Source organism: Mycolicibacterium sp. XJ662 (genome assembly GCF_053484035.1).
The window spans coordinates 41,838-67,212 of record NZ_JBEFTL010000016.1; the positions used below are offsets into that span (position 1 = coordinate 41,838).

22 protein-coding genes are annotated in these 25,375 nt (G+C 65.9%); 13 read left to right on the forward strand and 9 right to left on the reverse strand.

Translation table 11 applies throughout. From position 1 onward, the window contains the following. Nucleotides 1-19 precede the first annotated feature (19 nt). Nucleotides 20-2,647, reverse strand: a complete 2,628-nt coding sequence (locus tag ABQE93_RS26220; RefSeq protein WP_003898806.1) for an AAA family ATPase — start codon at nucleotides 2,645-2,647, stop codon at nucleotides 20-22. Further along, nucleotides 2,644-3,795 carry a metallophosphoesterase family protein gene (locus ABQE93_RS26225; RefSeq protein ID WP_003911418.1) on the reverse strand — a complete coding sequence of 384 codons (1,152 nt, stop codon included), beginning with the start codon at nucleotides 3,793-3,795 and terminating at the stop codon, nucleotides 2,644-2,646. Before ABQE93_RS26225 ends, ABQE93_RS26220 begins: the two co-directional genes overlap by 4 nt. Before the next feature lie 321 nt (nucleotides 3,796-4,116). On the opposite strand from ABQE93_RS26225, the gene ABQE93_RS26230 reads away from it, so the two are divergent. Further along, complete coding sequence (locus ABQE93_RS26230) at nucleotides 4,117-4,623, forward strand: SixA phosphatase family protein (RefSeq protein ID WP_003898805.1); 507 nt, start codon at nucleotides 4,117-4,119, stop codon at nucleotides 4,621-4,623. Nucleotides 4,624-4,767: 144 nt separating this feature from the next. On the opposite strand, the gene ABQE93_RS26235 is transcribed toward ABQE93_RS26230, so the two are convergent. Together ABQE93_RS26235 and ABQE93_RS26240 are read right to left on the reverse strand one after the other, a co-directional pair. Then, nucleotides 4,768-5,310 (reverse strand): DUF3558 domain-containing protein, encoded by a 543-nt coding sequence (locus tag ABQE93_RS26235; RefSeq protein WP_003900308.1) that lies wholly within the window; start codon nucleotides 5,308-5,310, stop codon nucleotides 4,768-4,770. Then, entirely contained in the window at nucleotides 5,307-5,864 is a 558-nt protein-coding gene (locus ABQE93_RS26240) for a DUF3558 domain-containing protein (protein ID WP_003901123.1), read from the reverse strand. Before ABQE93_RS26240 ends, ABQE93_RS26235 begins: the two co-directional genes overlap by 4 nt. Before the next feature lie 146 nt (nucleotides 5,865-6,010). Between ABQE93_RS26240 and ABQE93_RS26245 the strand changes: the two genes are divergently transcribed. From ABQE93_RS26245 to pknH, 8 genes are all read left to right on the forward strand, one after another. Beyond that, entirely contained in the window at nucleotides 6,011-7,759 is a 1,749-nt protein-coding gene (locus ABQE93_RS26245; protein WP_015629902.1) for an ABC transporter ATP-binding protein, read from the forward strand. Beyond that, nucleotides 7,756-9,651, forward strand: coding sequence for a fatty acid ABC transporter ATP-binding protein/permease (locus tag ABQE93_RS26250; protein ID WP_003406569.1), 1,896 nt, complete (start codon nucleotides 7,756-7,758; stop codon nucleotides 9,649-9,651). Before ABQE93_RS26245 ends, ABQE93_RS26250 begins: the two co-directional genes overlap by 4 nt. A 107-nt stretch (nucleotides 9,652-9,758) precedes the next feature. Further along, the gene (locus ABQE93_RS26255; RefSeq protein WP_003406566.1) at nucleotides 9,759-10,100 is read left to right on the forward strand and encodes a DUF732 domain-containing protein; all 342 of its coding nucleotides are present in this window, start codon (nucleotides 9,759-9,761) and stop codon (nucleotides 10,098-10,100) included. 212 nt (nucleotides 10,101-10,312) lie between these two features. Next, the gene (gene lprA, locus ABQE93_RS26260) at nucleotides 10,313-11,047 is read left to right on the forward strand and encodes a TLR2 agonist LprA (RefSeq protein ID WP_003406562.1); all 735 of its coding nucleotides are present in this window, start codon (nucleotides 10,313-10,315) and stop codon (nucleotides 11,045-11,047) included. Between the two features lie 60 nt (nucleotides 11,048-11,107). Further along, nucleotides 11,108-11,482, forward strand: a complete 375-nt coding sequence (locus ABQE93_RS26265; protein WP_003406558.1) for a DUF4189 domain-containing protein — start codon at nucleotides 11,108-11,110, stop codon at nucleotides 11,480-11,482. Nucleotides 11,483-11,704: 222 nt separating this feature from the next. Next, nucleotides 11,705-12,403, forward strand: coding sequence for a C39 family peptidase (locus tag ABQE93_RS26270; RefSeq protein ID WP_003898800.1), 699 nt, complete (start codon nucleotides 11,705-11,707; stop codon nucleotides 12,401-12,403). A 310-nt stretch (nucleotides 12,404-12,713) separates the two neighbouring features. After that, complete coding sequence (embR, locus tag ABQE93_RS26275) at nucleotides 12,714-13,880, forward strand: ATPase/transcriptional regulator EmbR (protein ID WP_003406553.1); 1,167 nt, start codon at nucleotides 12,714-12,716, stop codon at nucleotides 13,878-13,880. Between the two features lie 340 nt (nucleotides 13,881-14,220). Next, complete coding sequence (gene pknH / locus ABQE93_RS26280) at nucleotides 14,221-16,101, forward strand: serine/threonine protein kinase PknH (protein ID WP_003898799.1); 1,881 nt, start codon at nucleotides 14,221-14,223, stop codon at nucleotides 16,099-16,101. Between the two features lie 19 nt (nucleotides 16,102-16,120). Here pknH and abmR read toward each other — a convergent pair whose 3' ends face one another. The 3 genes from abmR to ABQE93_RS26295 all read right to left on the reverse strand — a co-directional run bounded on the left by abmR (nucleotide 16,121) and on the right by ABQE93_RS26295 (nucleotide 19,630). After that, nucleotides 16,121-16,801 (reverse strand): transcriptional regulator AbmR, encoded by a 681-nt coding sequence (abmR, locus tag ABQE93_RS26285; protein WP_003406375.1) that lies wholly within the window; start codon nucleotides 16,799-16,801, stop codon nucleotides 16,121-16,123. Between the two features lie 172 nt (nucleotides 16,802-16,973). Further along, complete coding sequence (locus tag ABQE93_RS26290; protein WP_003406372.1) at nucleotides 16,974-18,167, reverse strand: adenylate cyclase; 1,194 nt, start codon at nucleotides 18,165-18,167, stop codon at nucleotides 16,974-16,976. Between the two features lie 74 nt (nucleotides 18,168-18,241). Further along, on the reverse strand, nucleotides 18,242-19,630 hold the full coding sequence (locus ABQE93_RS26295; RefSeq protein WP_003406369.1) for an amidase: 1,389 nt from the start codon (nucleotides 19,628-19,630) through the stop codon (nucleotides 18,242-18,244). A gap of 58 nt (nucleotides 19,631-19,688) precedes the next feature. Between ABQE93_RS26295 and ABQE93_RS26300 the strand changes: the two genes are divergently transcribed. Continuing rightward, nucleotides 19,689-20,123, forward strand: a complete 435-nt coding sequence (locus ABQE93_RS26300) for an HIT family protein (protein ID WP_003898798.1) — start codon at nucleotides 19,689-19,691, stop codon at nucleotides 20,121-20,123. 4 nt (nucleotides 20,124-20,127) lie between these two features. Next, nucleotides 20,128-20,577, forward strand: coding sequence for a F420H(2)-dependent quinone reductase (locus ABQE93_RS26305; RefSeq protein ID WP_003406364.1), 450 nt, complete (start codon nucleotides 20,128-20,130; stop codon nucleotides 20,575-20,577). 125 nt (nucleotides 20,578-20,702) lie between these two features. On the opposite strand, the gene ABQE93_RS26310 is transcribed toward ABQE93_RS26305, so the two are convergent. Together ABQE93_RS26310 and ABQE93_RS26315 are read right to left on the reverse strand one after the other, a co-directional pair. Further along, nucleotides 20,703-21,821: an FAD-binding protein gene (locus tag ABQE93_RS26310; protein ID WP_003406361.1), complete on the reverse strand. Its 1,119-nt coding sequence runs from the start codon at nucleotides 21,819-21,821 to the stop codon at nucleotides 20,703-20,705. Between the two features lies 1 nt (nucleotide 21,822). After that, nucleotides 21,823-22,650, reverse strand: coding sequence for a uracil-DNA glycosylase (locus ABQE93_RS26315; RefSeq protein ID WP_003911466.1), 828 nt, complete (start codon nucleotides 22,648-22,650; stop codon nucleotides 21,823-21,825). 70 nt (nucleotides 22,651-22,720) lie between these two features. On the opposite strand from ABQE93_RS26315, the gene ABQE93_RS26320 reads away from it, so the two are divergent. Together ABQE93_RS26320 and ABQE93_RS26325 are read left to right on the forward strand one after the other, a co-directional pair. Then, nucleotides 22,721-23,980, forward strand: coding sequence for a multidrug efflux MFS transporter Tap (locus ABQE93_RS26320; RefSeq protein WP_003406359.1), 1,260 nt, complete (start codon nucleotides 22,721-22,723; stop codon nucleotides 23,978-23,980). Beyond that, the gene (locus ABQE93_RS26325) at nucleotides 23,977-25,344 is read left to right on the forward strand and encodes an FAD-binding oxidoreductase (RefSeq protein WP_003406358.1); all 1,368 of its coding nucleotides are present in this window, start codon (nucleotides 23,977-23,979) and stop codon (nucleotides 25,342-25,344) included. Before ABQE93_RS26320 ends, ABQE93_RS26325 begins: the two co-directional genes overlap by 4 nt. The last annotated feature ends 31 nt before the right edge of the window (nucleotides 25,345-25,375 follow it).

Here is a 25,375-nt window from a genome sequence, read left to right on the forward strand (position 1 = left end):
GCATGTCCCCGTTTCGGGCTCACTGTATGGCGTCCAGATCGATGCGGTGCGCTCCTTTGACACCGCCGTATCGGGTGGGACTGCACGTCAGCACGATCACCTGTCCGTCGGCGCCGATGGTGTCAAAGACCTCCCCCATCTTGGCTAGTCGCTCCGGATCGGTGAACCCCAGCGCGTCGTCGATCAGCACCGGAACGGCGTCCTCCTTGGCGACCAGCGCCGCGCCGGCCAATCGCGCCAGGATGCCAAGCTGTTCTTTGGCCCCGCCCGACAAGCACTCGTAGGGCACGGTTCTGTCGTCCAGGGTGCGGCTGCGGATGCGCAAATCGGTATCGACCTCGACCTCGAAAGAGGGCCCGAACACTGGGCGGCCGAGCCGATGTAGCTCCGCCCGGTATGGCTCGACGTAGCGCAGCCGGGTGGTGTCGCGGTGGCGTGCCATCACCGAGCGGAGCAGCCTGGCGGCCCGGGCCCGGCGCCCGACCCGCGCGTGGTGGCTGGCGGCGTGCTCACGCTCGGTTTCGGCGGCATCAAGCTTGCCCTTGCGGCCCTGGGTGCCGAACACCGAGAGTTCGACGCCGACCTCGTGCAACGCGCGAATGGCCTCGTCGTGACGTTCGCGCAGCAACTCGACGGCGTCGGCGGCCTCGGCCAGCTCGGCGGCTACCGCGTCCGGCGCCGTAGCTGCGAGCTCGTCGGCCAGGTCGATCACTCGCTGCTCGGCCGTCTGCAGTACCCGCAGGTCGGCCTCGGCCTTGGCGGCGAGCTCATCGTCGCCCACGGACGCCCGCTCACAGGCCAACCGAGTCATGGCCGCACCGAGCTCGGCGCTTTCGGCGGCCGCTGCGTTCTGTAGAACCGTTGCCCGCGTGGATGTCTCCGCGAGCCGGCGAGCGGCGCCAGCAGCGATCTGACGGCGGGTCTCGCAGTCCTTCTCCGCGGCGATTCGAGCCGCCTCGACCGCATCCAATTCAGCGCGGGCCGTAGCGGTATCCGTCGAAACCAGATCGAGCTCGGCCGGTTGACCGGCACACAACTGTTCCAGGCGGGAACGCAGTTGGTCGACCTGTTCATCGCCACACAGGCCGGCCAGAGTGGCGGTCAGCTGATCGCGGCGGCTCAGCAGTTCGCGTCGGCACAGATCGGCGGAGCGTGCGGCGGCTAGGTCAGCGACCTCTCCAGCCGCCAGCGCATCAGCCAATTCCTGTTGTGCTGCAGCATATTTGGCTTGAAAGTCGAGTGCGGTCGCGCCCGGGACGATCCGTGCGGTCAGGACGCCGGGAACCTTGACCTCGGTGGGGCCGGTGGCAGTGACCGACCAGCTTTGGCCCGCGGACAGCGACACCCGTTGATCGCCGACGCCGAGCTCGATGTCGACGGCGGCGGTGAACTCCACCGCCGCGGAGATCGACGCCAGCTGTGCACCGCCGCGATCGACGGCTGCCGCAGCACGTTCGATCCGACTCAGTAGCTCCTCGGTCAGCGTGACCGCGGACAGCTCCGCGCAGACCCGGTCGCGATCACCCTCGATGTCGTCGATCCTGGCCAGCCGGGCGGCCAACCGGTCGGCCTCCTCGCAGTCGGCGAGCTGGTCGAGGGTGCGCCGGGCCGACTCGGCGCGAAGGCGGACGGCCGTCAATACCTGGGTTGCCTCCGTGAGCGCGGCATCGCAGGCCTCGGCCTCCGCGCGCGCCGTCGCCTGCTCGTCTGCGGCCTGCCGCGCTTTTGCCTCCGCAGCAACGACGGCCGCAGTGCGCGTGTCGATTTCGGTGAGCAGGCCCAGCCGTCCGGCGTGTGCGGCGGTGGAAGCGCCGCTGGTCGCGGCCGCGGCAGTAGCGATCAGCTTGGCTTCGCGGGCGTCGTCGGTGATTGCGGCGATCTTCTCGGCGGCGACTCGCGCAGCTTCGAGCCGCAGCTGGTGAGCAAGTAGTTGCTGCGACAGCTCAGCCACCTGCTCGGTGAGCTCGGTGTGGCGACGAACCCCGTCGTCGACCTCGGCTACCGCCGCCGCGCAGTCGGCCACCGCGGCCTCGGCGGCCGCCAGCCTAGAGACCGCCGCGGACCATTCTCCGGTGGGGCGCCCGGTCGGGGTGAAGTAGCGCGCATACTCGGCCTCGATCCGCTCGATGAGCAGCGACTCGGTGCCCGACAGCGCGGCGTCATCACCGGCGGCGAGATCGAGCGCACGCGAGAGCGCGTCGCAGCCAGACAGATCCACCGCGGCCGTCGAGGCGGCCTGCAGCACCCGCTGGGCATGCCACAGTTCGGTGTCGACCGTTTCGGCCAACATCGTCCGGACCCGCTCGTGCGCTTCGTCGCCGGTCAGCTGCTCGCGGCGCGGTGCCAGCACGGTCAACTCCGTCTCGCACCGCTTGTGGAAACGCTTGCGGTAGACGAAACGATAAGGGCCGCTGCTGATTTCGGCAATGACCTCGGAGCCGACATCAGCGTTGGTCGGCTTGACCTGCTTGACTTCCTTCTTCGTCGAGCGGTCCTTGTACTCGAGCAGCAGGTCCAGCGCCTCGACCATGGAGGACTTGCCGATCTCGTTGGCGCCGCACACCACCACCACTCCATGATCGGGGAATTCGACGTCACGGTGTGCGATGCCGCGGTAATTGGTCAGGGCCAGCCGGTGCAGCTTCACGCCGCTCCCCGGTCAGCGAGCCGCAGCAACAGTGCCAGCGCCGCCTGGGCATCGACGGCGGACTCGTCGTCACCCCCGCGCGCGGTCGCGACTAGCTCGTCGACGGCCGCGGCGGCGAACCCCCCGATGCCGAGGTCGGTGAACTCGGCGTCGACGGGTATCACCGCTAGGTCGGTGTGACGTTCCCACAGACCCAGCCAGGCGAACAACCGCGCGTACTTGTCCAGACAGGTATCCAATGCGGCGCGGTCAGTGACCGTCAGCGAACCGGTCAGGGCCAGCCGCACCACGGTGCGGTCCTTGTCCGTCATCAGATCCAGGTTCAGGTCCAGGTCGGCGATGTCCCGGCTGGTGTCGACCTGGTGGTGCAACGTAACGAACCGCCAGCGGCCGATGCGACGGGCGTCGACGGTGACGGGATGTCGCGGGTCGCTTTCGTCGATGTCGACCACTAGGACGTGACCGGGGTCCGGTTCGACGTCGTCGAAGTTGGTGACTTCCGGTGCACCGGAGTACCAGACCCGCCCGCTGCTGCCGACCTGGGTAAGCGAATGTTTGTCACCTAGGGCCACATAATGAATCGCCTGTCGAGTCAGCGCGTCGTCGAGTGCGGCGAGCCTGATCAGCGACGGTTTGTCGTGGTCGGGGTCCAGCGCGTCGACACCCCCATGGGCGACGAGCAGCCGAATAGCGGCGTCTGTGGGCAGGCCGGCCAGCACCTCGGCAACCGGGTCGGTGGTGGGCGCCTTGGACCGCCACGGCGCCGCGACGATCTGGACTCCCGGCCGGACCTCGTGGACGCCAGCTCGGTCGAGCACCACAACGTTGTCCGGCCGTTCGGCTCGAAACAGCGTGCTGGTGTACACCGACGAAGCGTCCAGCGGGTCATGGTTACCCGGCAGCAGATAGACCGGAAGGCCGATCACGCGCATGGCTTCCAAGGATTGACCGACTATCTGTGGCGCGAGCTGATTGTGTTCGAAGACGTCACCGGCGACTACGACGAATTCGGCGCCCACATCGGCGGCCAGCGCTTTTAGTCCAGCGACTGCGTCACGGCGGGCAGCAGAATATCGCGGCTGGGCGTCACCGGCGAGAAAGTGACGCGTCATGCCGAGCTGCCAGTCGGCAGTGTGCAGGAATCGCATCCCATCCCTCCTGAGTGCGTGGCTGTCAACGCAAAGCGAGTGTAGGTCTGCACACCGACAAGGCGCGGGACCTCGCCCGGCAGGTCCCGGGCGCGGACTCACCGGCGGGGCAGCATGCCGCCCGTGCTTGCCCGGGCGATGCCAGCCCTATCCTTTGGGCACAGAATGCTCGCCCTACCTATCAGCGCCCTATGGCTGACGCCTCGGCTCGAGCTAGGCGATCGCAACGAAGTCTGTCCCATGCCAGCGGAGCGCGGCGGGGACCAGGACGACGACCAACCGTAGCGATCCCGGGCACGTCACTGAACTAACGTCAGCCCAGTGAATGAGCAATACCGCAACCTGGTGCTGATGCGACACGCGAAGTCTGCGTACCCGGACGGGATCGCCGACCATGACCGGCCGCTAGCGCCGCGGGGTATCCGGGAGGCCGGGCTGGCCGGTGGCTGGCTGCGCGCCAACCTGCCGGCCGTCGATGCCGTGCTGTGCTCCACGGCTACGCGCGCCCGGCAGACCTTGGCGCACACCGGCATCGACGCACCCGCTCGCTACGCCGAGCGGCTCTACGGCGCGGCACCCGGAACAGTGATCGAGGAGATCAACCGGGTTGGCGACAACGTCACCACACTGCTTGTGGTCGGGCACGAGCCAACGACGTCGGCCCTTGCCATCGTCCTGGCCAGCATCAGCGGCACCGACGCCGCTGTCGCGGAACGCATCTCGGAGAAGTTCCCGACGTCGGGGATCGCCGTGCTACGCGTCGCCGGACACTGGGCAGACGTCGAACCGGGGTGTGCCGCGCTGGTCGGCTTTCACGTGCCACGGTAGAGGTGCTCTTGCTCCGCAAACCGTCAGCCGCGTACTTCCTTTTGAAGGCAGCCGAACCCGCGAGCGCGCGTGTCTGTACCCCGACACGCCGTTAGTGCCGTACAACTGCGCGCGCTCACGCCCACGCTCCCGCCTCGCCCAGCGCTAGGCGTTGGTTGCCAGCGTCAGCTCCATCAGCTTGATCGCCTGCCCGCAGGCGTCGATACCAGGAGCCTGGGGATTGACCCACCAGCCGACCACTCCCGCCGCGTCGCTGGCGACGCCGCAGGCGCCGTTGGGATCGCCCGTCCGCATCACAATCGAGTCCACGCCCTGGATCGCGCGGGTCTCGACCTGGTACTTCAGGCCCTCGGCGACCTTGCGCTCATTGCTCAGACTGCCCTGCTCGAACCAGAACCGGGTGATATCGATCAGACCGGCCGGGTTGGCCGCCTGCCACCGGCAGATCGCGCCGACGAACGTGCTCTGGATGTCGAGCGGATCGGCACCGACGGTCTTGGCCAGGATGTCGGTGGTCAGGACCTCACATTCCTTGAGCAGGTTGGGGTAGCGCTCCTGGGAGTTATTGTTGCGCGGGACACCGGCCCCACCCGCCTTGACGGCGGTACCCGAAATCGACTTCGTGCAGCCGGTCAAGACAAGCAGTGCGGTGATCAAGGCGGCCGCACCGACCAGGACACGTCTCATTTCGAATTCGCAATCGATTGGCGGGTCAGTTCTTTGGCGATGTCGCACGGCAGCGGGAACGGCTTCTGGCTGAAACTCACCGACCATTCGATGAAGTCGTCGGAGAACTGGATTCCGACTTCACACAGTGAGTCACCCAAACTGGGCTCGTTACCGATGGCGATGAAACCGCTGTGGCCGTCGATGTTGATGTCCTCGACACTCGCGCGCGACAACTCCTCGGTCTTGCGTTCCCGCCCGATCGGGCTGCCGCGGTACCAGGAGAAGGAGAAGTGCGGGCCCAAGATACCGCCGCCCGCCAGCCATTGGCAGCCCACCGAATTCTTGGCGGTGTTGACCAGCCCGGTCACCCTTGTCAGCTCGGTCACCGTCTGATCGCTGACGCCGCCACATTGCGGGAAGAAGGGTCCGTGCCGGCCCTCAGCGTTTGCCGGTGTCGACGGGATCGTCGCTCCCGGTTTGTTGTCGCCGGAATCGGAGCACCCCGCGACCGCCGGGAACAAAGCCACCAACGCCGACACCGCCAGAGTCAACCTCCGCACCTTACGCCGCACCGCTACCTCTCCCACTGCCGATCACAGCATGCACTGTAGCCGCAGGCCCGCGGGTCAACCACGACACGCCAGTTAACCAGGCATTTCGGCCTAAGACTCATGCCTGGCGCGGGTAGGCAGCATGCGCAGTGTGCGACAGTTACCCAATGCTCCTGGCCCTGCTGCGCCAGCACATCCGACCGTACCGCCGGCTGGTCGCGATGCTGATGATGCTGCAGCTGGTCAGCACCCTGGCTTCGCTATACCTCCCGACGGTCAACGCCGCAATCGTCGACGACGGCGTCGCCAAGGGCGACACCGCCACCATCGTACGGCTGGGTGCGGTGATGCTTGGGGTGACCGGATTGCAGGTGCTGTGCGCGATCGGGGCGGTCTATCTGGGCTCCCGGACCGGGGCGGGTTTCGGCCGTGACCTGCGCTCGGCAATGTTCGAACACATCATCACCTTCTCGGAACGCGAGACCGCCCGATTCGGCGCTCCGACGTTGTTGACCCGCAGCACCAACGACGTCCGGCAGATCCTGTTCCTGGTCCAGATGACCGCCACCGTGCTGGTCACCGCACCGATCATGTGCGTCGGCGGAATCATCATGGCCATCCACCAGGAGGCCGCGCTGACATGGCTGCTGCTGGTCAGCGTTCCGATTCTGGCCGTAGCAAACTACTGGATCATCTCCCACATGCTGCCGCTCTTCCGCCGCATGCAGAGCCTGATCGACGGCATCAACCGGGTGATGCGCGATCAGCTGTCCGGGGTGCGAGTGGTCCGCGCCTTCACCCGCGAAGGCTATGAACGCGACAAGTTCGCGCAGGCCAATACGGCGCTGTCGAATGCCGCACTGAGCGCCGGCAACTGGCAAGCACTGATGCTGCCGGTGACCACGCTGACCATCAACGCATCCAGCGTCGCACTGATCTGGTTCGGTGGGCTACGCATCGACAGCGGCCAGATGCAGGTCGGCTCCCTGATCGCCTTCCTGTCCTACTTCGCCCAGATCCTGATGGCGGTGTTGATGGCGACCATGACGCTGGCCGTGCTGCCACGAGCGTCGGTCTGCGCCGAACGCATCACCGAGGTGCTTTCCACGCCCGCCGCACTCGGTAACCCCGACAATCCCAAGTTCCCGACGGACGGGGTCACGGGCGTAGTGCGCTTGGCTGGCGCAACCTTTACCTATCCTGGCGCCGACTGCCCGGTGCTGCAGGACATTTCGTTGACTGCGCGGCCCGGTACCACCACCGCGATCGTCGGCAGTACCGGTTCGGGCAAGTCGACACTGGTGTCGTTGATCTGCCGGCTCTACGACGTCACCGCTGGCGCGGTCTTGGTTGACGGTATCGACGTCCGCGAGTACCACACCGAGCGGCTCTGGTCAGCGATCGGGCTGGTGCCCCAGCGCAGCTACCTCTTCTCCGGAACCGTCGCGGACAACCTGCGCTACGGCGGGGGCCCAGACCAGGTAGTCACCGAGCAGGAGATGTGGGAGGCGCTGCGGGTCGCCGCGGCCGACGGCTTTGTACAAACAGACAAGCTGCAGACGCGTGTCGCCCAAGGTGGTGTCAACTTCTCCGGCGGGCAGCGCCAACGGCTGGCGATAGCCCGAGCGGTCATCCGACGTCCGGCCATCTATGTGTTCGACGACGCGTTCTCCGCACTTGACGTGCACACCGACGCCAAAGTCCACGCATCGCTGCGACAGGTATCTGGTGATGCAACCATCATTGTTGTTACACAACGGATTTCGAATGCCGCTCAGGCCGACCAGGTCATCGTTGTCGATAACGGTAAGATCGTCGGCACGGGCACCCACGAAACGCTGCTGGCCGATTGCCCCACCTATGCCGAATTCGCCGCCTCACAATCGCTGAGCGCCACGGTCGGGGGTGTAGGGTGACCGCGCCACCGGGCGCACGCCCCCGTGCCGCAAGCCCGCCCCCGAACATGCGGTCCCGCGACTTCTGGGGATCGGCAGCCCGACTGGTGAAACGGCTGGCGCCACAACGCCGGCTGAGCATCGCGGTGATCACACTGGGAATCGCCGGCACGACGATCGGCGTCATCGTTCCACGGATCCTCGGCCATGCCACCGATTTGCTGTTCAACGGCGTGATCGGGCGAGGGCTACCGGGGGGAATCACCAAGGCACAGGCCGTCGCTTCGGCTCGGGCCCGTGGTGACAACACCTTCGCCGACCTGCTGTCCGGGATGAACGTGGTGCCGGGCCAAGGTGTGGACTTCGCCGCGGTGGAGCGAACACTGGCGCTGGCGTTGGCGCTGTATCTGGCTGCAGCGCTGATGATTTGGGCACAAGCCCGGCTGCTCAACCTCACCGTGCAGAAAACGATGGTCAGGTTGCGGACCGATGTCGAAGACAAGGTGCACCGGCTGCCGCTGTCCTACTTCGACGGACAACAGCGCGGTGAGCTGCTGAGCCGGGTCACCAATGACATCGACAACCTCCAGTCGTCGCTGTCAATGACGATCAGCCAGCTGGTGACGTCGATTCTGACCATGGTGGCGGTGCTGGCCATGATGGTGTCGATCTCGGGCCTGCTGGCGCTGATCACACTGCTGACGGTGCCGCTGTCGCTGCTGGTGACACGCGCGATCACCCGGCGGTCACAGCCCCTATTCGTAGCTCACTGGACCAGCACCGGGCGCCTCAACGCCCATCTCGAAGAGACCTACAGCGGGTTCACGGTAGTCAAGACGTTCGGCCACCAAGCGGCCGCACGAGAACGGTTCCACGAGTTGAATGACGACGTCTACCAGGCCGGTTTCGGCGCCCAGTTCCTCTCTGGTCTCGTGCAGCCGGCGACGGCGTTCATCGGCAACCTCGGCTACGTCGCGGTCGCGGTGGCCGGTGGCCTGCAGGTAGCCACCGGGCAGATCACGCTCGGCAGCATCCAGGCGTTCATCCAGTACATCCGCCAGTTCAACATGCCGCTGAGCCAGCTGGCCGGGATGTACAACGCCCTGCAGTCCGGGGTGGCCAGCGCGGAGCGGGTGTTCGACGTGCTCGACGAGCCCGAGGAGTCGCCGGAGCCTGAGCCGGAGCTGCCGAACCTAACCGGACGGGTCGAGTTTGAGCACGTGAACTTTGCTTACCTCCCGGGCACGCCGGTGATCCGCGACCTGTCGCTGGTGGCCGAACCGGGTAGCACGGTGGCGATCGTCGGACCGACGGGAGCCGGCAAGACCACGCTGGTGAACCTGCTAATGCGGTTCTACGAGATCGGTTCCGGACGAATCCTGATCGACGGGGTGGATATCGCCTCGGTAAGCCGGCAGTCGCTGCGATCGCGAATCGGCATGGTGTTGCAAGACACCTGGCTCTACGACGGGACCATCGCGGAGAACATCGCCTACGGACGGCCGGAGGCCACCACAGACGAGATAGTAGAAGCCGCCAGGGCGGCCCATGTCGACCGGTTTGTGAACACACTGCCTGCTGGCTACCAGACACGGGTCAGCGGCGACGGCGGCAGCATCAGCGTCGGCGAGAAGCAACTCATTACCATCGCCCGCGCCTTTCTTGCCCGCCCGCAGCTGTTGATCCTGGACGAGGCGACCAGCTCGGTCGATACCCGCACCGAGCTGCTCATCCAGCGAGCGATGCGCGAGCTTCGCCGGGATCGTACGAGTTTCATTATCGCCCACCGACTTTCGACGATTCGCGATGCCGACCACATCCTGGTGGTCCAGACCGGCCAGATCGTCGAACGCGGCAACCACGCCGAGCTGTTGGCCCGGCGCGGGGTCTATTACCAGATGACGCGGGCCTAGCCCGACGCGGGCCCACGAGGTTACCAAGAAGTTGTTGAGAATCCGCCAAGGCGCCCCCCGCAAGCTGAGGTCATCCAGGGAAATCCCGACCGCGAAGGATCTTGACCATGTTATCGCCGTTATCGCCTCGCATTATCGCAGCGTTCACCACTGCAGTCGGCGCCGCCGCCATCGGACTTGCCGTCGCCACCGCCGGCACCGCCGGCGCCAACACCAAAGACGAAGCCTTCATTGCTCAGATGGAGTCCATTGGCGTCACCTTCTCCTCACCGCAGGTGGCCACCCAGCAAGCCCAGCTGGTCTGCAAGAAGCTGGCCAGCGGCGAAACCGGCACCGAGATCGCCGAGGAGGTCCTCAGCCAAACCAACCTGACCACTAAGCAGGCAGCCTACTTCGTCGTCGACGCAACCAAGGCCTACTGCCCGCAATACGCCAGCCAGCTCACCTAGCCGCTGCCCACCCGATGCGGGGATCCCGTCAACCGGGATCCCCGCATTCGCTTTGCCGCCGGACAACGAAAGCGTTTGAAACGCCATTCAATTCGGCCGATTCGACTCGCGGTGCCGTGCGGCGCTCACTCGGACTCGGTGTCGGCTGTTGACTCTGCCGCAACGGGATTGCTATGCAGTACGAAGCTGTGGGCCAACATGAGGAGATTTCGATGAAGCATCCACCTTGTTCCGTTGTTGCCGCCGCCACCGCCATACTCGCCGTCGTCCTGGCGATCGGCGGCTGCTCAACCGAAGGGGACGCCGGCAAAGCGTCTGACACCGCGGCCACGGCATCCAACGGCGATGCGGCCATGCTACTCAAGCAGGCCACCGATGCGATGCGCAAGGTCACCGGAATGCACGTCAGACTTGCGGTGACAGGCGACGTGCCAAACCTGCGGGTGACCAAGCTCGAAGGCGATATCTCCAACACACCGCAGACGGTTGCCACCGGTAGCGCGACATTGCTCGTCGGCAACAAGAGCGAAGACGCGAAGTTCGTCTATGTTGACGGTCACCTGTACTCCGACCTAGGCCAGCCCGGCACCTACACCGATTTCGGCAACGGCGCCTCGATCTACAACGTGTCGGTGCTCCTCGACCCCAACAAGGGCCTGGCCAACCTGTTGGCTAACCTCAAGGACGCGTCGGTTGCCGGCAGCCAGCAGGCGGACGGTGTCGCGACCACCAAGATCACCGGGAACTCGTCTGCTGACGACATCGCGACGCTGGCCGGCTCACGTCTGACCTCCGAAGACGTCAAAACGGTGCCCACCACCGTCTGGATCGCTTCGGATGGATCCTCGCACTTGGTCCAGATCCAGATCGCTCCCACCAAAGACACGTCGGTGACGTTGACGATGTCCGACTGGGGTAAGCAGGTCACCGCCACCAAACCGGTCTAGCCATCGTCCTAATTGCTTGTTGAAACCGCCGCACCGCCGGCATTCGGAAAGGACTCACCAATGACGACGATGATTACTCTTCGGCGACGGTTCGCGGTGGCCGTCGCCGGCGTCGCCACTGCCGCCGCGACGACCGTCACCCTGGCTCCCGCACCAGCAAATGCCGCCGATGTCTATGGCGCAATTGCCTACTCCGGCAACGGCTCGTGGGGCCGATCGTGGGACTACCCAACCCGGGCGGCTGCCGAAGCCACCGCCGTCAAGTCGTGTGGCTACTCCGACTGCAAGGTGCTCACCAGTTTCACCGCCTGCGGCGCCGTCGCCGCCAACGATAGGGCATACCAGGGAGGAGTTGGACCCACCTTGGCCGCCGCCATGAAGGACGCCCTGACCAAGCTCGGCGGCGGCTACATCGACACCTGGGCCTGCAACTAATCCCGCACGCCCGCTTAGGCAGCCGACCGATCGTCGGTACCGCCGTGCATCCCGGTAGCAACGCTGTCGACTGCGCCCGCGCAGATCGGCCTGCCCGCGACCGGTGAACCTCGGCTGACCACTGCAGATCACTCCAAGAATTCCTAGAGATAACAAAAAGGTCACCATCGGAACCTTTTCTCAACATCCACTCCGCATAGCGGAACGAGAAAAGGACCGACGATGACGACCAGCAAAATCGCCACCGCCTTCAAGACCGCCACCTTCGCGCTGGCCGCCGGTGCCGTTGCACTGGGATTGGCCAGCCCCGCCGACGCAGCGGCGGGCACCATGTATGGCGACCCGGCAGCCGCCGCCAAGTACTGGCGCCAGCAGACATACGACGACTGCGTCCTGATGTCGGCCGCGGACGTGATCGGTCAAGTGACCGGCAGGGAGCCTTCCGAGCGCGCCATCATCAAAGTGGCCCAGTCGACACCCAGCGTCGTGCACCCCGGGTCCATCTACACAAAGCCGGCCGACGCCGAGCACCCGAACTCGGGAATGGGTACCAGCGTGGCCGACATACCGACGCTGCTGGCGCATTACGGCGTCGACGCCGTTATCACCGACGAGGACCACGCCACAGCCACCGGAGTCGCCACCGGCATGGCCGCCCTCGAGCAGTATCTGGGCAGCGGGCACGCCGTGATCGTCAGCATCAACGCCGAGATGATCTGGGGCCAGCCCGTCGAGGAAACCGACAGTGCCGGCAACCCGCGGTCTGACCACGCCGTGGTGGTGACCGGTGTCGATACCGAAAACGGCATTGTTCACCTCAACGACAGCGGTACCCCCACGGGCCGCGACGAGCAGATCCCGATGGAAACCTTCGTCGAGGCGTGGGCCACCAGCCACGACTTCATGGCCGTCACCACCTGAACCGCGCTCGAATGTCGATCACCACAGCGGGCAGCCACTCGTTGCAAGAACACCGGGTCGGCTGCCCGCCGATCGCATGTTTGGATGAGCACCAACAGGATTCCCGTGGGACATTCACGATCATCTTTACAGGGCCAGCATTTCACCCGCATGGAAACAGCCGATGCCGCTGTCAAGGGCCACCGACCCGGTACATCGCACGGCGTGCCGAGATCCTGGGTTCTTACCGCATCGGCGAAACGTGGTATCACAATGACCGGTAGCGACACCCTATTGGCACCTTGGCACCGCAAGCCACGGAGGACCCGCAATGGCTGGTAGCGCGACAGTGGAGAAGCGGCTCGACTTCGGCCTGCTTGGACCATTGCAGATGACTATCGACGGCACCCCGGTGCCATCGGGCACCCCCAAGCAACGGGCTGTGCTAGCCATGTTGGTCATCAACCGCAACAGGCCCGTAGGAGTCGACGCCCTAATCACCGCCCTCTGGGAGGAGTGGCCACCCTCGGGCGCACGCGCGAGTATCCACTCCTACGTGTCTAATCTGCGTAAGCTCCTCGGTGGCGCCGGGATCGACCCACGGGTGGTGTTGGCCGCAGCGCCGCCGGGTTATCGGCTCAGCATCCCCGACAACACTTGCGATCTGGGGCGGTTTGTTGCCGAAAAAACCGCGGGCGTGCACGCGGCCGCCGCCGGCCGGTTCGAACAAGCCAGCCGCCACCTGTCGGCCGCATTGAGAGAATGGCGTGGGCCGGTGCTCGATGACCTGCGCGACTTCCAGTTCGTCGAACCCTTTGCCACGGCGCTGGTAGAAGACAAGGTTCTTGCCCATACCGCCAAGGCGGAGGCCGAAATCGCGTGTGGGCGGGCCAGCGCAGTGATCGCCGAGCTCGAGGCTCTGACATTCGAACACCCCTACCGGGAGCCGCTGTGGACACAGCTGATCACCGCCTACTACCTCTCCGACCGGCAATCCGATGCGCTGGGCGCCTATCGCCGGGTGAAGACAACACTGGCCGACGACCTCGGCATCGACCCCGGTCCGACGTTGCGCGCTCTCAACGAGCGGATTCTGCGTCAGCAACCGCTGGATGCCAAGAAGTCCGCCAAAACCACCGCTGCCGGCACCGTCACGGTGCTCGATCAGCGCACCATGGCGTCGGGCCAGCAGGCGGTGGCCTACCTGCACGACATCGCCTCGGGTCGCGGCTACCCACTGCAAGCCGCGGCGACCCGGATCGGGCGTCTGCATGACAACGACATCGTCCTAGACAGCGCCAACGTCAGCCGCCACCACGCCGTCATCGTCGACACGGGCACCAACTACGTCATCAACGACCTCCGATCGTCCAACGGCGTGCATGTGCAGCACGAGCGAATCCGCTCCGCGGTCACGCTGAACGACGGCGACCACATTCGCATCTGTGACCATGAATTCACGTTCCAGATCAGCGCGGGGACGCATGGCGGCACGTAGATCCGTGGACACAAGCCCTTAACACCGATGTCCACGGATATGACTGCTACACAAAGCTTTTCGTGGCAACGTCGCGCGCTGGCCGCCGGCGCTGGGCTGCGGTAACCAATTACCACAACACTTTTCGGTAGCCGAACAGCGGCGCGTACCAGCGAATGGCACAGCCACCGCAGTCGCCGACATCCCGCGAAGATGTGGCAGATTTTCGTGCGGTCGAGCCGGCGAAGGCCTAGCGTCATTGTTGCCTGGCAAGGTTGCTGGGCCCGGCGATCGCAGCCGACGTGATACCTGACCGTTGTTGATAGTGTCGGCGGCAGCGGGTTGGTTGGGAGGATCAGCGATGAGCGACGCACAGGACTCGCGGGTGGGCTCGATGTTTGGGCCCTACCACCTCAAACGGCTGTTGGGCCGGGGCGGGATGGGCGAGGTCTACGAGGCCGAGCACACCGTCAAGGAGTGGACCGTCGCCGTCAAGCTGATGACCGCGGAATTCAGCAAGGACCCGGTGTTTCGCGAGCGGATGAAACGCGAAGCCCGCATCGCCGGCCGGTTGCAGGAACCTCACGTGGTGCCCATCCACGACTACGGCGAAGTCGACGGCCAAATGTTTTTGGAGATGCGCCTGGTGGAGGGCACCGACCTTGACAGCGTGCTCAAACGCTTCGGCCCGCTGACCCCACCGCGCGCGGTGGCCATCATCACCCAGATCGCCTCGGCGCTCGATGCCGCACACGCCGACGGGGTGATGCACCGCGACGTCAAACCGCAAAACATTCTGATCACCCGCGACGACTTTGCCTATCTGGTCGACTTCGGGATCGCCAGTGCGACCACCGACGAGAAACTGACCCAGTTAGGCACCGCGGTGGGCACCTGGAAATACATGGCCCCCGAACGGTTCTCCAACGACGAGGTAACCTACCGCGCCGACATCTACGCGCTGGCCTGCGTGCTGCACGAATGCTTGACCGGGGCCCCGCCGTATCGCGCCGACAGCGCCGGCACACTGGTCAGCTCCCACCTGATGGGACCCATCCCCCAGCCCAGCGCCATCCGCCCGGGCATCCCCAAAGCCTTTGACGCGGTGGTCGCCCGCGGCATGGCCAAAAAGCCCGAAGACCGCTACGCCAGCGCCGGCGACCTGGCCCTGGCCGCCCACGAAGCGCTCAGCGACCCCGACCAAGACCACGCCGCCGACATCCTGCGCCGCAGCCAAGAATCCACCCTGCCCGCGCCGCCTAAGCCCGTCCCGCCTCCGACCATGCCGGCCACCGCCATGGCTCCTCGGCAGCCACCCGCACCCCCCGTCACCCCGCCGGGTGTCCAGCCGGCACCAAAGCCGTCCTACACGCCCCCGGCCCAGCCGGGGCCTGCCGGACAGCGGCCTGGCCCCACCGGCCAGCCGTCCTGGGCGCCCAATAGCGGCCCGATGCCGGCCAGCGGACCCACTCCCACCCCGCAGTACTACCAGGGCGGCGGCTGGGGCGCACCGCCGTCCGGCGGCCCCAGCCCCTGGGCCCAGACCCCGCGCAAAACCAACCCGTGGCCCTTAGTGGCCGGCGCCGCCGCCGTCGTGCTCGTCCTCGTGTTGGGCGCCATCGGCATCTGGATCGCCATCCGGCCCAAGCCGGTACAGCCGCCTCAGCCGGTTGCGGAGGAGCGCCTTAGCGCCCTACTGCTGAACTCCTCAGAAGTCAACGCCGTGATGGGCTCGTCGTCCATGCAGCCGGGCAAACCGATCACATCGATGGACTCTTCGCCGGTGACGGTGTCCCTGCCGGACTGCCAGGGCGCGCTGTATACCAGCCAGGATCCGGTGTATGCCGGCACCGGCTACACCGCCATCAACGGCTTGATTTCATCCGAGCCGGGCGACAACTACGAACATTGGGTGAACCAAGCCGTCGTCGCCTTTCCGACCGCCGACAAAGCCCGCGCGTTCGTGCAGACTTCGGCCGACAAATGGAAGAACTGCGCAGGCAAGACGGTCACCGTCACGAATAAGGCCAAGACCTACCGGTGGACGTTTGCCGACGTCAAAGGCAGCCCGCCGACGATCACGGTGATAGACACCCAAGAAGGCGCTGAGGGCTGGGAATGCCAACGCGCGATGAGCGTGGCCAACAATGTGGTCGTCGACGTCAACGCATGCGGGTACCAGATCACCAATCAAGCAGGCCAGATCGCCGCCAAGATCGTTGACAAAGTCAACAAGGAATGACGCATTCGGCGGTGGCCGTTTAGGCCGGAAGATCCGGGCCTTGCGCGCGCAGATCGTCCACCGCCGACATGGCGGTGCGCAGCTTGGCCAGCCACTCCTCGGTGTGCTCGCCGACCAGCTTGACCGACCACGCGAGGGCATCCGAGCGGGAACGAGCCACGCCAGCGTCGACCAAGGTGTCCAGCACCTGCCGTTCCGGCTGCTTTAACCGCGTCATCACCGGTACTGCGATGTGCGTGAACAAGATTCGCTCACCACCGACCTCGACGCCCCAGGACACCTTGCGTCCGTAGCGATTCTGGGCTTCATCGGCGATAGTCATTCGCTCCGGTCGGGTTTCGTCGCGGAATCGCGACACGCGGCCCGAGGCTCGGGCCGCACTTTCTTCCTCGGGGCTCTCGAGTCCAGGCAGCTTGCCAATCACCGTAATTTCTTCACGGTCGACGATGACGGTGGGGTCGCCGTCGAACCAGTCCTCGGGCAGGCGGCCAGCGAACCATTCCGCCGCCCCACTGGCATCTGGTTGCTGAGCTTGCTGCCAGCCGCCGGGGCGACCGTAGCGCCGCCCGTGCATGTGATGGTGCCTCATAATTACATGATTACATACTTTCATCTTTAATGACATCGCGTTCACCGGCAGCGAAACGTGACACCGGTTCCTGGCCGGCGCGAAAACAGCGTCCGGCCTGGCGAGAACCATTGTGATCAGCCATTCGACGTTGTATTTTTGGTATCGAAGCAGGCCCGGTTAGTGACCAATCGAAAGTGCCGGAAGACGGGGTGAAGGCCGGCCGCGCAAGACCCGCAGAAGACGGTGTCAGACGCCCCCCGAGAGTCACGCCGGGTCTGCCCATGTGTACCGGTGTGCCTGCCTACGGTGACGAGCCGGCCAAATCGTCGTCTTGGGCCGCGCCGCCGGAGCCGGTGCGAGTGGCCCCTCGCCGGACTCGAAAAAGCCTGACGTCACCCCGGATTCCCCTGAGGCGACGGGGGCCGGCGAAGGACCACTGAAATCCGTCGGCTTCGGGGGCATCACCAAGGGCCTCCCGCACCGAATCCGCGACCAGCACGGCACCCGGGCGCGCCACCCCGGTCACCCGGCTTGCCACGTTGACCGGGCTGCCGAACCAGTCGCCGGCCCGGCTAACCGCCATCCCGGAGGCGACGCCGGCTCGCAGCCGGGGAAAGTTGTTGTCGGTGTCGACGACCTCGACCAGCTTCAGCACGGTGTCCAGCAATGGCGCCGGATCAGGACAGACCAACATGACCGCGTCGCCGATCGTCTTAATGAACCACACCGGCGGAGCGGTCAGGTCACGCGCGAGGCCGGCCAGCCGCCCGGCGAGGTGCCCTAGCTCTTCGGCCGACACCACTTCGCCTAGCTGGGTGAAACCGACCAGGTCGGCGAAGGCAACGGTGACCTGTCGCGCTCCCGGTAGCGGCTTGCCGGCCGCACGCTCTCCGGCGTTGACGGCCTCCGTCTCCATCATGTGCCGCAGCTGCATGAACAGCATGTCCTGGATCATCGGCCCCAGCAGCGGCACGATCTGGCTCACCAGCGCCTGCGACCCCTTCGCGATGTCCAACTCGGTAGCCCCCGGCCGCATAATGGCCTCCAGCGCGGTGTAGCGCATGGCCTCGGCGGCGTGTGACAAGCCCTCGGCGAGCACACGCACGACCAGCACGACTTGGTCGGGATTCAGCCCCAGCTCAACGAACCGCTGTGCGCGTGCGGCCGCCTCACCGTCGGCACGCATGTGCACCACCGCGTCAGGATCATCCACTCTGGCCAGACCGACAGCGCGCTGCACCCGCTGCAGCAGCTCGAGGTCAACGCCATAGTTCTCGCTAATCTCCCTTGCGGATACGTAGGTGCCGTCGTCGCCGACGAGGTGGCGGGTGGCCAGCAGCAACGGCGGGTTGGTCGCCCGAATCTCGTCGGGGGTGATGCCCTGCTCGAGCAACCACTCGACAAGCTTCGCACGCTCGGCGCGCGCGGTACCGCCCAGGTCGCCCAACAGATCGTCGATGTTCGCGTCGTCCGCCTCGCGCACGTGGTCTGTCACCAGTCAACGTTAACGCCGCCGCACATGTCCTGCGGCCGGGCAAAAACGTGAAAAACGAGCGGGCGACTGCAATGTCATGACACCGACGGCCGCCGATGGGCCCAGGGTCTGGCAGATTCGATCTGTGCGGCCAGTGCCAGCAGCGTCGCCTCGTCATACGGCCGGCCGACGAGTTGAACCGACATGGGCAGGCCGTCGCCGTCGAAGTCCCACGGCACCACGGCCGCGGGCTGGCCGGTCAGATTCCAGACTTGAAAGTACGGAACCCGCTGCACCACCAGCAGCAACGTCGAAACTGCACCCCGGCGTTGGTAGGCGCCGATGCGGGACGGGCCGGTCGCGGCGCCTGGCGTCACAACTACGTCGACATCGTCGAAGATCGACTGGATCCGGCTGCTCAGCACCACCTCGGCGGCCCGCAGGGCCGCCATCCGCCGGTCGGAGAAGAACGACCCTAGACGCGCTATGGCTCGGGTACGTGCTTCGAGGCGGTCCGGGTGCGCCTGCGCGTCCGCGTCGTCGCTGATACCGCGGAAAAAGCGGGGCAGGTAGTTGGCATAGGTCGAAGCCGGATAGTCGGGATCGCGGACGACGACGTCGTGGCCCAGATCACGTAGCAACGCACCTGCCTGGTGGACGGCTGCCAGTTCTTGCTTGCCGCACCTAACGGGCAGCGGGGTTGGCACCCTGGTGCTCAAGGCAATTCGCAGCCGGCCGGGTTGGCGTGCGGCCGCGGCCACAAACTCGCCTTCGGGACCAGGCACCGTTGTGGTCGCGTCCAGTAGCAACGCCGCGTCCATTACCGACCGCGCGATCGGGCCATTGACGCTCAGCCCCTGCCAGGCCCCGTCGTGCGGCTCCAAGGAAATCCGATCGCGCTGTGGTTTCAGCCCAAACAGACCGCACCAGGTACACGGGATACGAATCGATCCGCCACCATCGGATCCCAGTGCCACTGGCGCCAGCCCGGCCGCTACCGCCGCAGCGCTGCCGCCGCTGCTGCCGCCAGGGGTTCGATTGAGGCACCACGGATTCCGGGTGGCCCCGAAGGCCAGCGACTCGGTGAAGGGCATGATCATCAACTCAGGCACGTTGGTTTTGCCGATGATGACAGCGCCTGCCGCGCGCAGCCGGCGAACCACCTCTGCGTCGGACGTCGCGGCCGGACCGTGCCCGGCGCTGCCGTATGTCGTCACCTCCCCGGCGATGTCGACATCATCTTTGATGGCGATCGGCACGCCCAGGAGCGGCAGCCGCTCACCGGCGTCGAGGCGTTGCTGGGCGGCCTCGGCCTCCGCACGCGCCCGGTCGAACTGCACCACCCGGTAGGCGCGCAGGTGGCTGTCCAGACGCTCAATTCGTTGCAGGTAGACCTCGAGCAGCATCGGCGCGGTGAGTGCACCGTCAGCCAGCATCCGCGCCTGTGCCGCGGCACCGGCGAAGGCCAGGTCAGTAGGGTCCACGGCGGCAGCGTATCCCGTTCACTTGGGCGGTCTCCGAGAGGTCCAGTACCGTAGCGACATGCCCTGCGTGTTCTGTGCGATCATCGCCGGGGAGGCTCCGGCCATCCGGATCTACGAGGACGGCGGCTATCTCGCGATCCTCGACATCCGCCCGTTCACCCGCGGCCACACGCTGGTGCTGCCCAAGCGACACACCGTTGACCTCACCGACACCCCGCCGGAGGCGTTGGCTGACATGGTCGCCATCGGCCAACGCATCGCGCGGGCGGCCCGCGCCACGAAGTTGGCTGACGCGACACACATCGCCATCAACGACGGCCGTGCCGCTTTTCAGACGGTGTTCCACGTTCACTTGCACGTATTACCGCCGCGCAACGGCGACAAGCTGTCGGTCGCCAAGGGAATGATGCTGCGCCGCGACCCGGACCGGGAAGCCACCGGACGGATCCTGCGGGAGGCGCTGGCGCAACAGGATGCCGCTGCGCAAGACTGACCCCATGGACATTTCCCGATGGCTTGAGCGCCACGTAGGCGTGCAGCTGCTCAGGCTGCACGACGCGATCTACCGAGGCACTAACGGTCGGATCGGACACCGAATCCCCGGCGCGCCACCGAGTTTGCTGCTGCATACCACCGGCGCCAAGACGAGCCAGCCGCGAACCACGTCACTCACCTATGCTCGCGACGGCGACGCGTACCTGATCGTGGCGTCCAAAGGTGGCGATCCCCGCTCGCCGGGTTGGTACCACAACCTCAAGGCCAACCCGGACGTCGAAATCAACGTCGGGCCCAAGCGATTCGGTGTGACAGCGAAACCGGTGCAGCCCCACGACCCGGACTACGCGCGGCTCTGGCAGATCGTCAACGAGAACAACGCCAACCGATACACCAACTACCAGAGCCGGACGTCACGGCCAATCCCGGTCGTCGTATTGACCCGCCGCTAAATCTCGGCGCTTCTGCGCGTCGAGCCGGTAAATTTGCCGGCCCCTACTCGTACTTCGTCTGCAGATCTTCAGGTTCGGTGAAGCGGCCGACGAGCGCCATCCTGGCTGCGCCCGGGTGAAGGCGCTCAGTAGTCCTTGATCGTGATGGAATGCACGATTCGTTCGAACTCCTCCTGCGGTATCGGCGCACCACCGGGGATGTTGTCGCTGACCAACCATTGGTTGCGCTCGACAAAGCCGTGAAATTCGGCGTGGTAATTGGCGAATCCGAGTTGGTAGTCGTCACCGGCCGCCTTGAGTTCGCCGGCCAGGATGTAGGCACCCAGCAGGGCGACGCTGGTCCCCTGCCCCGACAAGGGCGAGCAGCAATAACCAGCGTCGCCAACGAGCGCTACCCTGCCCCGCGACCAGCGATCCATCAGGATCTGCGACATTTCGTCGAAATAGAAATCCGGTGCGCTGCGCATGTAGTGCAGCAGTTGCGCGCGCACCCAGCCGTCCTCGGCCATCCGACGTTGCAGTTCGGCGAACTGAGCTTCGGTGTCGCGGTAGTCGATCCGCAGTTCGGTGTCCATGAAGGCTAGTGCAGCGCGGGCTTCGGTGTTGTTGCGCGCACTGTAAACGCCAGCCATGGTGGAGTCACCGTAATGCCAGGTCTGCCAGTAGTCCAACTCCAGGAAGTTGGGCACGGTAAAAATCGCCGCGTGAGTTCCTAATCGCTTGACAAACTGCTCCTCCGGACCGAAAACCAACCTGCGCACGTTGGAATGCAGTCCGTCGGCACCGATAACGAGGTCGAACTCGCGGGCCGCCGCGCGCTCAAAGGTCACCCGCACCGAGTCGCCGTCGTCCTGCAATGTGGAAATGCTGTCGTCGAACAGGTATTCAACGCTGGGTTGAGTTGCCCCGTAGAGCAATTCGACAAGATCGTCACGTAGCAGCTCGATATCGGGACTGTTGACTGGACCGCCGGTGGGCGTCGATTCGGTGTCCCGGAACAGCTCATTGCCGTCACGATCGACGAAGGAGGCGCCCCGAATCCTCGTCTTGTGTTCCTGGGCGGCTGCCAGTAACCCCATACGTTCCAACACATCCAGCGCCGGACCTCGGACATCAATAGCCTGCCCCCCTGGTCGCAGCCCGGGATGGCGCTCCACCATCGTTACCGAATAGCCGTGCCGCCCAAGCCAGTACGCCGCCGCCGTACCGGCCACACTGGCGCCGGAAACCACAACCGTCTTCACGTCACTCAATCCCGGCCAGCTTCTTGGCCTCACGGAAAATGTCGTCGAGCATCGTAGGAGTCAACCTACCGGTGAACATATTCTGCTGGCTCGGGTGGTAGCAGCCCAGTAGCCGCACACCGGCTCCCAGCTCGGTAACGACGCCGTGGCCGAACCGCGGCTTGGGTGTCCCCGACGCGCCCGCCAGGCGCAACGCGACCTGCCAGGCGAACCCGCCGAGGGCGACGATCGCACGGATGTGATCGGACACCAGCCGCCATTCCGCATTTAGCCAGGGTGAGCATGTCAGCCGCTCGGCCGGTGTCGGCGAGTTGCCCGGGGGCGCACACCGCACCGGTGCGGTGATCCGAATCCGGTTGGCCCGCAGCCCGTCCGCGGCGTCGACGCTGACCGGTGAGTTCACCAGGCCGGCCCTATGCAGTGCTGCATAAAGCTGATCTCCCGACCGATCGCCGGTGAACATTCGTCCGGTCCGGTTGGCCCCGTGCGCGGCGGGCGCCAGCCCGAGGATCAGCAACCGCGGCCGCTTCGACCCCCACCCCGGCACCGGGCGCCCCCAGTAGGGCTGGTCGGCGAAGGCACGGCGCTTGACGACGGCGACCTCCTCACGCCAACTGACCAGCCGGGGACACGCCCGGCACACGCTGATCAGCGCGTTGAGTTCGCAGATCGAGCCAGCGCCCCCGGCCAGCGCTGACACCTGCGCGGCATCGGCAGCCACCGGGGTCTGCGGTGTCGCCGGATCACCTGGCCAGCCGGAACCGGGCTCTACCGGGGACCTGAACGCCCGGCCGGTCTTCGGATGCATGAGCACACGAACATCCTGCATCCGGGCTGCGGCAGCGCAGAAATTCGGTGGCCCCCATACCGGTTTGGCGCTAGATTCAGCCGCGATATTCATGAGAAACAGCAACCGCGGCCCGGCATTCCTGATCCTGTTCGCAACGCTGATGGCGGCCGCGGGTGATGGCGTCTCGATAGTCGCGTTTCCGTGGCTGGTGTTGCAGCGCGAGGGCAGCGCTGGGCAGGCCTCGATCGTGGCCAGTGCGACCATGCTGCCGCTGTTGTTCGCCACGCTGGTCGCCGGCACCGCGGTCGACTACTTCGGGCGTCGCCGGGTGTCGATGGTGGCCGATGCGCTGTCGGGTGCGGCGGTGGCCGGCGTCCCCCTGGTGGCGTGGGGGTACGGCGGCGACGCGGTCAACGTGCTGGTGCTGGCCGTATTGGCCGCCCTGGCGGCCGCCTTCGGCCCGGCAGGCATGACGGCTCGTGACTCGATGCTGCCCGAGGCCGCCGCTCGGGCAGGCTGGTCGTTGGACCGCATCAACGGCGCCTACGAGGCGATCCTCAACCTGGCCTTTATTGTCGGCCCGGCCATCGGTGGCTTGATGATCGCGACGGTTGGCGGCATCACCACAATGTGGATTACCGCGACGGCATTCGGGTTGTCCATCCTCGCGATTGCCGCCCTGCAACTCGAGGGTGCCGGCAAGCCGCACCACACCTCGCGGCCCCAAGGGTTGGTATCCGGGATCGCCGAGGGGCTGCGCTTCGTCTGGAACCTGCGGGTATTGCGCACCCTCGGGATGATTGACCTGACCGTCACCGCGCTGTATCTGCCGATGGAGAGCGTGCTGTTCCCGAAATACTTCACCGACCACCAGCAACCGGTGCAGCTGGGTTGGGCGTTGATGGCGATCGCCGGCGGCGGCCTGGTGGGAGCGCTGGGGTATGCCGTGTTGGCTATCCGCGTTCCCCGTCGCGTGACCATGTCGACCGCGGTTCTTACCCTGGGTTTGGCATCGATGGTCATCGCGTTCCTGCCGCCACTGCCGGTCATCATGGTGTTGTGCGCGGTGGTCGGCCTGGTGTACGGACCCATCCAGCCGATCTATAACTACGTGATACAGACGCGGGCAGCACAGCATCTGCGCGGCCGGGTAGTCGGGGTGATGACGTCGCTGGCCTACGCCGCCGGCCCGTTGGGTCTGTTGCTGGCCGGTCCACTGACCGACGCCGCTGGACTGCATGCCACGTTTCTCGCGTTGGCACTGCCCATCGTGTGCACCGGGCTGGTCGCGATCCGGCTGCCCGCGCTGCGCGAACTGGATCTGGCGCCCCAAGCGGACATCGATCGGCCCGTAGGATCGGCTCAGTGAATACCGATGTGCTGGCTGGCCTGATGGCCGAGCTGCCCGAGGGGATGGTGGTCACCGACCCCGCCGTCACCGACGGCTACCGGCAAGACCGGGCCTTTGACCCTTCGGCCGGCAAACCGCTGGCAATCATCCGGCCACGGCGCACCGAAGAGGTGCAGACGGTGCTGCGTTGGGCCAGTGCGAACCAGGTGCCCGTGGTGACCCGAGGAGCCGGTAGCGGCCTTTCGGGCGGGGCGACCGCCCTGGATGGCGGGATCGTGCTGTCCACCGAAAAGATGCGCGACATCACCGTCGACCCGGTCACCCGCACCGCAGTGTGCCAGCCCGGCCTGTACAACGCCGAGGTGAAGGAGGCCGCCGCCGAACACGGCCTGTGGTATCCCCCGGATCCGTCGTCGTTCGAGATCTGCAGCATCGGCGGCAACATCGCCACCAACGCCGGCGGGCTGTGCTGCGTGAAGTACGGCGTCACAGGCGACTACGTACTGGGCATGCAGGTTGTGCTGGCCAACGGCACCGCGGTCCGGCTGGGCGGCCCACGGCTCAAGGACGTCGCCGGGCTTTCCCTGACCAAACTGTTCGTCGGCAGCGAAGGCACGCTGGGCGTCATCACGGAGGTGACGTTGCGACTGCTGCCCGCACAGAATGCATCGAGCATCGTGGTGGCCAGCTTCGGCTCGGTGCAGGCGGCGGTCGATGCGGTGCTCGGGGTTACCGGCCGACTTCGCCCCGCGATGCTGGAGTTCATGGATTCGGTGGCGATCAACGCCGTCGAGGACACCTTGCGGATGGACCTGGACCGCGATGCGGCGGCCATGCTGGTGGCTGGTTCTGATGAACGTGGCCGCGCGGCCACCGAAGACGCCGCCGTGATGGCCGCCGTGTTCGCCGAAAACGGTGCGATAGACGTGTTTTCGACCGACGACCCGGATGAGGGCGAGGCGTTCATTGCGGCCCGGCGGTTCGCCATTCCGGCGGTCGAGAGCAAGGGGGCGTTGCTGCTCGAGGACGTCGGGGTACCGCTGCCCGCACTGGGCGAACTGGTCACCGGGATTGCGCGCATCGCCGAGGAGCGGAATCTGATGATCTCGGTGATCGCCCACGCCGGGGACGGCAATACCCACCCGTTGCTGGTGTACGACCCCGCAGATGCCGCGATGCTAGAGCGCGCCCACCTCGCGTACGGCGAAATCATGGACCTGGCCGTCGGCCTGGGCGGCACGATCACCGGCGAACACGGCGTGGGCCGGTTGAAACGGCCGTGGTTGGCCGGCTATCTCGGGCCCGACGTCCTGGCCCTCAACCAGCGCATCAAGCAAGCGCTGGACCCCCAGGGCATCCTCAATCCCGGCTCGGCGATCTGATCCGTCGCGACGTCCCGCCGAGTGTGAACCG